At 58.7% G+C, this 6769-nt stretch carries 8 protein-coding genes; 6 read left to right on the forward strand and 2 right to left on the reverse strand.

The window, feature by feature from the left end:
* From EOA86_RS16430 to EOA86_RS16445, 4 genes are all read left to right on the forward strand, one after another.
* Positions 1-487 (forward strand): FIST C-terminal domain-containing protein (locus tag EOA86_RS16430; protein ID WP_206630041.1); only part of this gene is annotated, 487 nt, incomplete at its 5' end.
* Positions 488-495: 8 nt separating this feature from the next.
* A complete protein-coding gene (locus EOA86_RS16435; RefSeq protein ID WP_128342590.1) occupies positions 496-1836 on the forward strand; it encodes a hybrid sensor histidine kinase/response regulator in 1341 nt (446 codons plus the stop codon).
* Between the two features lie 141 nt (positions 1837-1977).
* Entirely contained in the window at positions 1978-2394 is a 417-nt protein-coding gene (locus EOA86_RS16440) for a hypothetical protein (RefSeq protein ID WP_128342592.1), read from the forward strand.
* 121 nt (positions 2395-2515) lie between these two features.
* A complete protein-coding gene (locus EOA86_RS16445) occupies positions 2516-2857 on the forward strand; it encodes a hypothetical protein (RefSeq protein ID WP_128342594.1) in 342 nt (113 codons plus the stop codon).
* Positions 2858-3590: 733 nt separating this feature from the next.
* On the opposite strand, the gene EOA86_RS16450 is transcribed toward EOA86_RS16445, so the two are convergent.
* On the reverse strand, positions 3591-4274 hold the full coding sequence (locus EOA86_RS16450; protein WP_023803603.1) for a response regulator transcription factor: 684 nt from the start codon (positions 4272-4274) through the stop codon (positions 3591-3593).
* Positions 4275-4431: 157 nt separating this feature from the next.
* Here EOA86_RS16450 and maiA point away from each other — a divergent pair, with 157 nt between their 5' ends.
* Positions 4432-5082, forward strand: a complete 651-nt coding sequence (gene maiA / locus EOA86_RS16455; RefSeq protein ID WP_128342596.1) for a maleylacetoacetate isomerase — start codon at positions 4432-4434, stop codon at positions 5080-5082.
* Between the two features lie 32 nt (positions 5083-5114).
* Entirely contained in the window at positions 5115-6155 is a 1041-nt protein-coding gene (locus tag EOA86_RS16460; RefSeq protein WP_128342598.1) for a zinc-dependent alcohol dehydrogenase family protein, read from the forward strand.
* Positions 6156-6345: 190 nt separating this feature from the next.
* Here EOA86_RS16460 and EOA86_RS16465 read toward each other — a convergent pair.
* A partial coding sequence (locus EOA86_RS16465) for a DMT family transporter (RefSeq protein WP_164891782.1) occupies positions 6346-6769 on the reverse strand: 424 nt, incomplete at its 5' end.

A 6769-nucleotide genomic window follows, 5' to 3' on the forward strand; every position in this document is an offset into this window, starting at 1 on the left:
TCACCGCACCGTGCGCGAATTCAACGCCACCAATGCCGCGGAGGAATACGCCGCCTCGGTCGGCGTCATCCCGCAGATGCTGACGCCGCTGAGTTTTGCCTCGCACCCCGTGGTGGTGAAAGTGGGCGGCGAATTTTACTGCCGCTCGATCCAGAAGATGCACGCGGACGGCTCGCTGTCGTTCTTCTGCGCCATCGACGATGGCGTCGTCCTTTCGATCGCCCAGCCCAAGAACATGGTTGAATCGACACGTGCCGCCTTTAGGGATGTCGAGGAAAGGCTTGGCGGCATCGACATGATCCTCGGTTTCGACTGCGTGCTGCGCAGGCTCGACGCGCTCAACCGCCAGGTCTTTCGGGAGATTTCGGAAGTCTACAAGGTCAACAACGTCATCGGTTTCGGCACCTATGGCGAACAGTACCGGTCGATGCATCTGAACCAGACTTTCACCGGCATCGCCTTCGGAGAGCGGCAGGCGGCGGTGTAGGAGGTTTTATGCCGCTCAGGAACATCAACGACCTGGAGAGGCTGAAGAAGATCAACGCAGCCCTTGTCAGCCGCGTCGAGCGCTCGATGGACCAGCAGGGCAACGCGTTCTCGCTGTTCCAGACCGCGATTTCGCTCGAGAATCGAGTGCGTACGCGCACCGAGGAACTGCACTCAACGCTGCGGAGATTGGAACAATCCAACATCGATCTCAGCGCCGCTAAGGAAAACGCCGAACTGGCGAACCTGTCCAAGACCAGGTTTTTGGCAGCCGCCAGCCACGACGTGCTGCAACCGCTGAACGCCGCGCATCTCTCCGTCTCGGCGCTGGCCGAAGTGCAGACCAGCGACGAGGGCAAAAAACTGGTCCGGCAGGTCGAGCGGTCGCTGGAGACGATGGAGGATCTGCTCCGCACCCTGCTCGACATTTCCAAGCTCGACGCCGGCGTCGTGCAGCCCGATGTCGGCGATGTCAGCCTGGAGATGCTGTTTTCGTCGCTGCGCTCGGATTTCCTGCCGGTCGCCGAAATGAAGGGCCTGACGCTAAAATTCCGGCCGGTCAACGCCGTCGTGCGTTCAGACCGCACCTTGCTGCGCCGCATCCTGCAGAACATCCTTTCCAACGCGCTGCGCTACACCCGCTCCGGCGGCGTGCTGGTCGGCACCAGGCATCGCGGCGACACGATCCGCATCGATGTCGCCGACACCGGCTGCGGTATCCCCGACGACCAGCGCGAGGCGGTGTTCGAGGAATTCCACCGCGGCACGATCCCGACCGATGCCGGGCTTGCCGGCGGCGGCCTGGGATTGGGCCTGGCCATCGTGCGCCGCATTGCTGCCGCACTCGGCCATCCCGTGACGTTTTCGTCGAAGGTCGGACACGGCACGATTTTCCATATCGACGTTCCGGTCGGGATCGGCGCCACCGCCGACGCCATCGCCAACACCGCCGACATGGAGCGGCCGCGCGGCTACGGGCTGTTCGGCACAAAGGTGCTGCTGGTCGAGAACGACATCGAGGTGCTGCAGGCGATGACGTCCCTGCTCGAGCGCTGGCAATGCCTGGTGCGCCCCGCCACCTCGACCGGTGATGCGCTCGACATGCTTGGCGATACGGACTGGGTGCCGGACATCGTCATAGCCGACCAGCACCTCGACGGCGGCGATCTCGGCACCACGACCATCGCCGAGGTCCGCGATTATCTCGGCCGCGCCGTGCCGGCGCTGATCGTCACCGCCGACGGTTCGGAGACCGTTGCCAAAGCCGCCCGCGCCGCCGGCATCGAGCTGATGCGCAAGCCGCTGAAACCGGCGCAACTGCGCGCGCTGCTGGCGCATCTCTTGGCTTGATCCCTTCTCCCTCAAAAGACGCTCGCACGAGACCGCGAGCGACAAAAAATGGTGCACTGTCACTGTAATGCGCGGTGCCGCAATGGACTCTCTCGGTATTAAATACTAGGCCGGTGAACGCAACGGCGAATCCGAATACAAATGGACATTGTAGACATAACTGATCGGTTCGAAATTGACCGCGTCGCAAGAGAGCTTGCCGCAGAAATTATCAAGGCAATAGACAAGAATATTTCGGATACGGATCGATCTAGGTATTCTGTATTCTTAGATATAGCGCAATCAAACTTGAAATATGAACTGAATGAGACATCAAAGGGTGAATACGGTGCGTTCGTGACCTTGGTGTCAGAAACCATAGGCGAGGAATATTGTTATGATCGCGATTTACTTTTTCTGCTTTGGGGTCTTGTAGCTAGAAGAAGGTGGATTAATACGGAATCCATCGTTGATTGGATGTTCGAGGTCGTTGAAATCTATTTTCAACGAAAAGGTTGGGAAATCAATGATGTCTATAGGAATGTCTTTAATACGCTTTCAAGCCAAAACATAGGCTAGGAATTTGAAAGAAGAGACACTGGAGAGCATACCCTGAGGCAAGGCGATTCAGGGCGCAGGGGTTCGTAATCCTTAGAGAGACTTCATTGAGCCCTTTTGATGCGTCAGAGGCCCAATAGAGATGAGAATCAGAAATATCGGCCTGAAAAAAGTTTACGATGTCTATGCAATAGCGGTTCACACGCAGGAAGATTGGGTCTTCAGAGATCGTGTTATCTTCTACACTGCAGAGGAAGGACAAGTTGGTCTCAGTGTTGAGAAACTGAGCGAGGTTGAAGTAATAGATAATGAGATTGGAAAAGATTTTAGGTTTCAATTTATGAGAGATGGTAGCGGATTTATGATCCTATCGGGTCATTTTACCGATACTGATCACTTAGCTCGACTTGTGGATTTAGACCACCAAACGCTAATTGCATTTGAGGCTGCACGCGCCATGCACGCCTCACGAAAGAAGCGGTAGTTCTTTGTCGCGGCTTTCGACACGCTGCGTAAGGCCGAGAGCATCCGTCGACGGTTGGGCAACGATGCGTTTCTGGACCGGATTGCCAAGCAACTCGGCAAAGCCGTGAAACCAGGAAAACGAGGCAGGCGACGAAAGAAAAATGGTGCACTGTCACCGTAATTGAAAATGGTGCACTGTCACGCAATTGCTTTTGCGGTACTGGGTATGAAATTCAGAAATCAGACAGATGAAAATTTTGTCGATTGCCTCCACAGATTTAGTTTGCCATTTGCAAGTAATAAATGGAGATCGGTTTAGCGCCATTTATGGCGCGCTTATAGCCAATCATGGAAAAGTCTTTGAGCTTAGGGCCGTTGCGCGAAAGATCGATGGGTTTCAATCGGCGGCATATAGAACTCGAGGATTTTCTTATTTCATCGCATTCTACACTGTGTATAGAGAAGTAATTGGCAAACTCGGTTTATGTATTAACCGAATTGCACGGACAAATATCCAAGCCGGACACTTTATTTAAACTCCCCAGCTCCATCGGATTGGCTTTGTCTCACGCGCACTACGGTGGGGTAGATCACGTATGCTTTACGCCGAATCTCAGATTCCTGACAATTCGCGATCAGAATGACATAGTTGTCCGCTATGGCGATGCAATTCCCTGTCTGAAGAAGTTTCGAGAATCCTATCCGGAGTTTGTCGTAGCCTAAGCGCTGTTTGAAAACGGAGCGAGACCCGTTCAAAACCCCGCCTGGCCGCGAAACAGCTCGGCGCTGTCGAGCTTCGAAACCTCGATGACGGCTTGCGTCCGGCTGTAAACATTGAGCTTGCGCAGGATCTCGGAGACATGCGCCTTGACAGTGGTTTCGCCGACCTGCAGCTCGTAGGCGATCTGCTTGTTGAGCAAGCCCTGGCGCAGCATCTGCAGCACCCGCAATTGCTGCGGCGTCAGTTTGGCAAGCCGCTGCACCATCTCGGCGCGGTCGGTGCTGTCGGCGTCCGGCGGCTGGCCTTCGTAGGTTTCGGGCACGTAGATCGCACCTTCCATCACCGAGCGGATGGCGGCGGCCAGATCGCTCTTGCGCGCCGATTTCGGGATGAAACCGGCAGCACCATAGGACAGCGCCTCGGAAATGATCTTGGGCTCCTCATGCCCCGAAACGATGACCACCGGCAGGCGCGGATAGCGGGTCCGAAGCTGCAGCAGTCCGTCGAAGCCATGCACATCAGGCATGCTGAGGTCGAGCAGCGCGAGATCGAATGGCTTCGCATCCGCCAGTAGCTCAAATGCCTCGGTGATCGAACGCGCCTCGACAGTGTCGACATCCGGATAGGCCATTTGCACAGCGCTGTGCAGCGCCTCGCGAAACAGCGGGTGGTCGTCGATGATCAGAAACCGGGCGCGATCGTTGACTGCGGTCATGGCGTTTCGTTTCATTTCAGGCAGGATAGAATAGCCCAGCGACCATGGCCAGATTATTGGCAAATAGTACATCGCCATCCCTGGCCGAAGGGCGGAGACAGCAATTTCCGGACGACAATGCCTTGCCCGATCGTCCAAATCGGCCGAGTGTGCCGCAATGAGCGACCTCGTCCTTCATAACTACTACCGCTCCTCCACCTCCTACCGGGTGCGGATCGCGCTGGAGATGAAGGGCCTGACCTACCAATACGTGCCGCATCATCTGCGGCACGGCGAGCATCTGGAGCCCGCCTATCTCGCGGTCAATCCGCAAGGACTGGTGCCGGCGCTGATCCTCGGCGACGGCACGCTGTTGACGCAATCGCTGGCGATCATCGAATTTCTCGACGAGACCAGGTCCGAACCGCCGCTTTTGCCGCAGGACGCACTTGGCCGGGCCCGCGTCAGGATGCTGGCGCAGATGATCGCCTGCGACATCCATCCGGTGAACAATCTGCGCGTGCTGACCTCGCTGCGCACCCTGTTCGGCGCCGGCGACGCGGACGTCGCCAACTGGTTCCGGCACTGGGTGAACGAAGGGTTCCAGCCGCTTGAAAAGATTCTGGCTTCCTCGTCCGAAACCGGGACATTCTGCCACGGCGACACGCCGGGGCTGGCTGACATCTGCCTGGTGGCTCAGGTCGCCAGCAATGCGCGTTTCGGCGTCGACCTGACGCCCTACCCGACGATCATACGTGTCCACGCCGCCTGCATGGCGGTGCCGGCCTTTCAAAAGGCAGCACCCGAGAACCAGATCGATGCCGAATAGAGCGAGTTGGATTAAAGCGTGAGGAATTGCCGATGAAAGCCGTTGTCTTCGAAAAATTCGGCGAAACGCCGACGATCCAGAACGTTCCCGATCCGGAGCCGGCACTGGGCGGCGTTGTCATCAAGGTCGAGGCGACCGGTCTCTGCCGCAGCGACTGGCATGGCTGGATGGGCCATGACGACGGCATCCGCCTGCCGCATGTGCCGGGCCACGAGCTTGCCGGCGTCGTGGTGGCCGCCGGCAGTCAGGTGACCCGCTGGAAGACCGGCGAGCGCGTCACCGTGCCGTTCGCCGTCGGCTGCGGCCGCTGCTTCGAATGCAGCTCCGGCAACCATCAGGTCTGCGAGCATCAGTCCCAGCCCGGCTTCACCGGCTGGGGATCGTTCGCCGAATATGTCGCCATCGACCATGCCGACACCAATCTGGTCCGCTTGCCGGACGAGATGGAATTCGCCACCGCCGCCAGCCTCGGCTGTCGTTTCGTCACCTCATTCCGAGCCATTGTCGACCAGGGCCGGGTGACGCCCGGCGAATGGGTGGCCGTGCATGGCTGCGGCGGCGTCGGCCTGTCGGCGATCATGATCGCCAGCGCCATGGGCGCCAACGTGATTGCCATCGACCTGACCGACGAGAAGCTGGACTTCGCCAGCAAGATCGGCGCGGTGGCGACGATCAACGCGTCGAAGACGCCGAATGTGGTCAAGGCGGTCAAGCAGATCACCAATGGCGGCGCGCATATGTCGATGGACGCGCTCGGCCACCCGACGACCTCGTTCAACTCGATCGCGAATCTGCGCCGGCGCGGTCGCCATGTTCAGGTCGGCCTGATGCTCGGCGATCACGCCAGGCCGCAGATCCCGATGGACAAGGTGATCGCCTTCGAACTCGAAATCCGTGGCAGTCATGGCATGCAGGCCCACCGCTACCAGGCGATGATGGAGATGATCCGCACCGGCAAACTGAAACCCGAGCTTCTGGTCGGCAAGAAGATCAGCCTCGACGAGGCGCCCGCGGCCTTGATGGCGATGGGCGGTTTCGAAGGCATCGGCATTGGCGTGGTGACGAAGTTCTAGCCAAGTAGGCACTCCCTTCTCCCCTTCTTGTGCCCTTCTTGTGGGAGAAGGTGGCCGCGAAGCGGTCGGATGAGGGGTGTTCCAGCTTGGCACGTGGGCGTTCCGGCCAGCACCCCTCAACGTCTTGGCGCTGCGCGCCAATCCACCTTCTCCCACAACAAACAAGGAGAGAAGGAAGAAGGGCCGGCGCCTACCGCGCATATTTCTTCGCACCGACCACGCAAAGCACGACGGCAGCAGTGACCGCTATCATGGCAGGACTGACCTGCTCGTGCAGCAGCATTGCCGCCAGCCCAAGGCCGAAGAAAGGCTGGAGAAGCTGCAACTGTCCGACCGCAGCGATGCCGCCTTGCGCCAGTCCGCGATACCAGAACACAAAACCGATCAGCATGCTGAACAGCGAGACATAGGCCAGGCCGATCCAGGCGGCCTTGCCGACGCTTTCGAGCGACTGCGGCATGATGATGAGCGTCAGAGCCAGCATCACCGGCAGCGACAGCACCAGCGCCCACGAGATCACCTGCCAGCCGCCTAGCCTGCGGGACAGCGTGGCTCCTTCCGCATAGCCCAGTCCGCACAGGATGATTGCGGCCAGCATCAGCATGTCGCCAATC

The organism is Mesorhizobium sp. M5C.F.Ca.IN.020.32.2.1 (assembly GCF_004023105.1).
Lineage (GTDB): Bacteria > Pseudomonadota > Alphaproteobacteria > Rhizobiales > Rhizobiaceae > Mesorhizobium > Mesorhizobium wenxiniae.

Excerpts from the sequence above, each read along its gene's own strand:
- EOA86_RS16435 (WP_128342590.1), top strand. The coding sequence starts at position 496 with ATGCCGCTCAGGAACATCAACGACCTGGAGAGGCTGAAGAAGATCAAC.
- EOA86_RS16440 (WP_128342592.1), top strand. The coding sequence starts at position 1,978 with ATGGACATTGTAGACATAACTGATCGGTTCGAAATTGACCGCGTCGCA.
- EOA86_RS16445 (WP_128342594.1), top strand. The coding sequence starts at position 2,516 with ATGAGAATCAGAAATATCGGCCTGAAAAAAGTTTACGATGTCTATGCA.
- EOA86_RS16450 (WP_023803603.1), bottom strand. The coding sequence starts at position 4,274 with ATGACCGCAGTCAACGATCGCGCCCGGTTTCTGATCATCGACGACCAC.
- maiA (WP_128342596.1), top strand. The coding sequence starts at position 4,432 with ATGAGCGACCTCGTCCTTCATAACTACTACCGCTCCTCCACCTCCTAC.
- EOA86_RS16460 (WP_128342598.1), top strand. The coding sequence starts at position 5,115 with ATGAAAGCCGTTGTCTTCGAAAAATTCGGCGAAACGCCGACGATCCAG.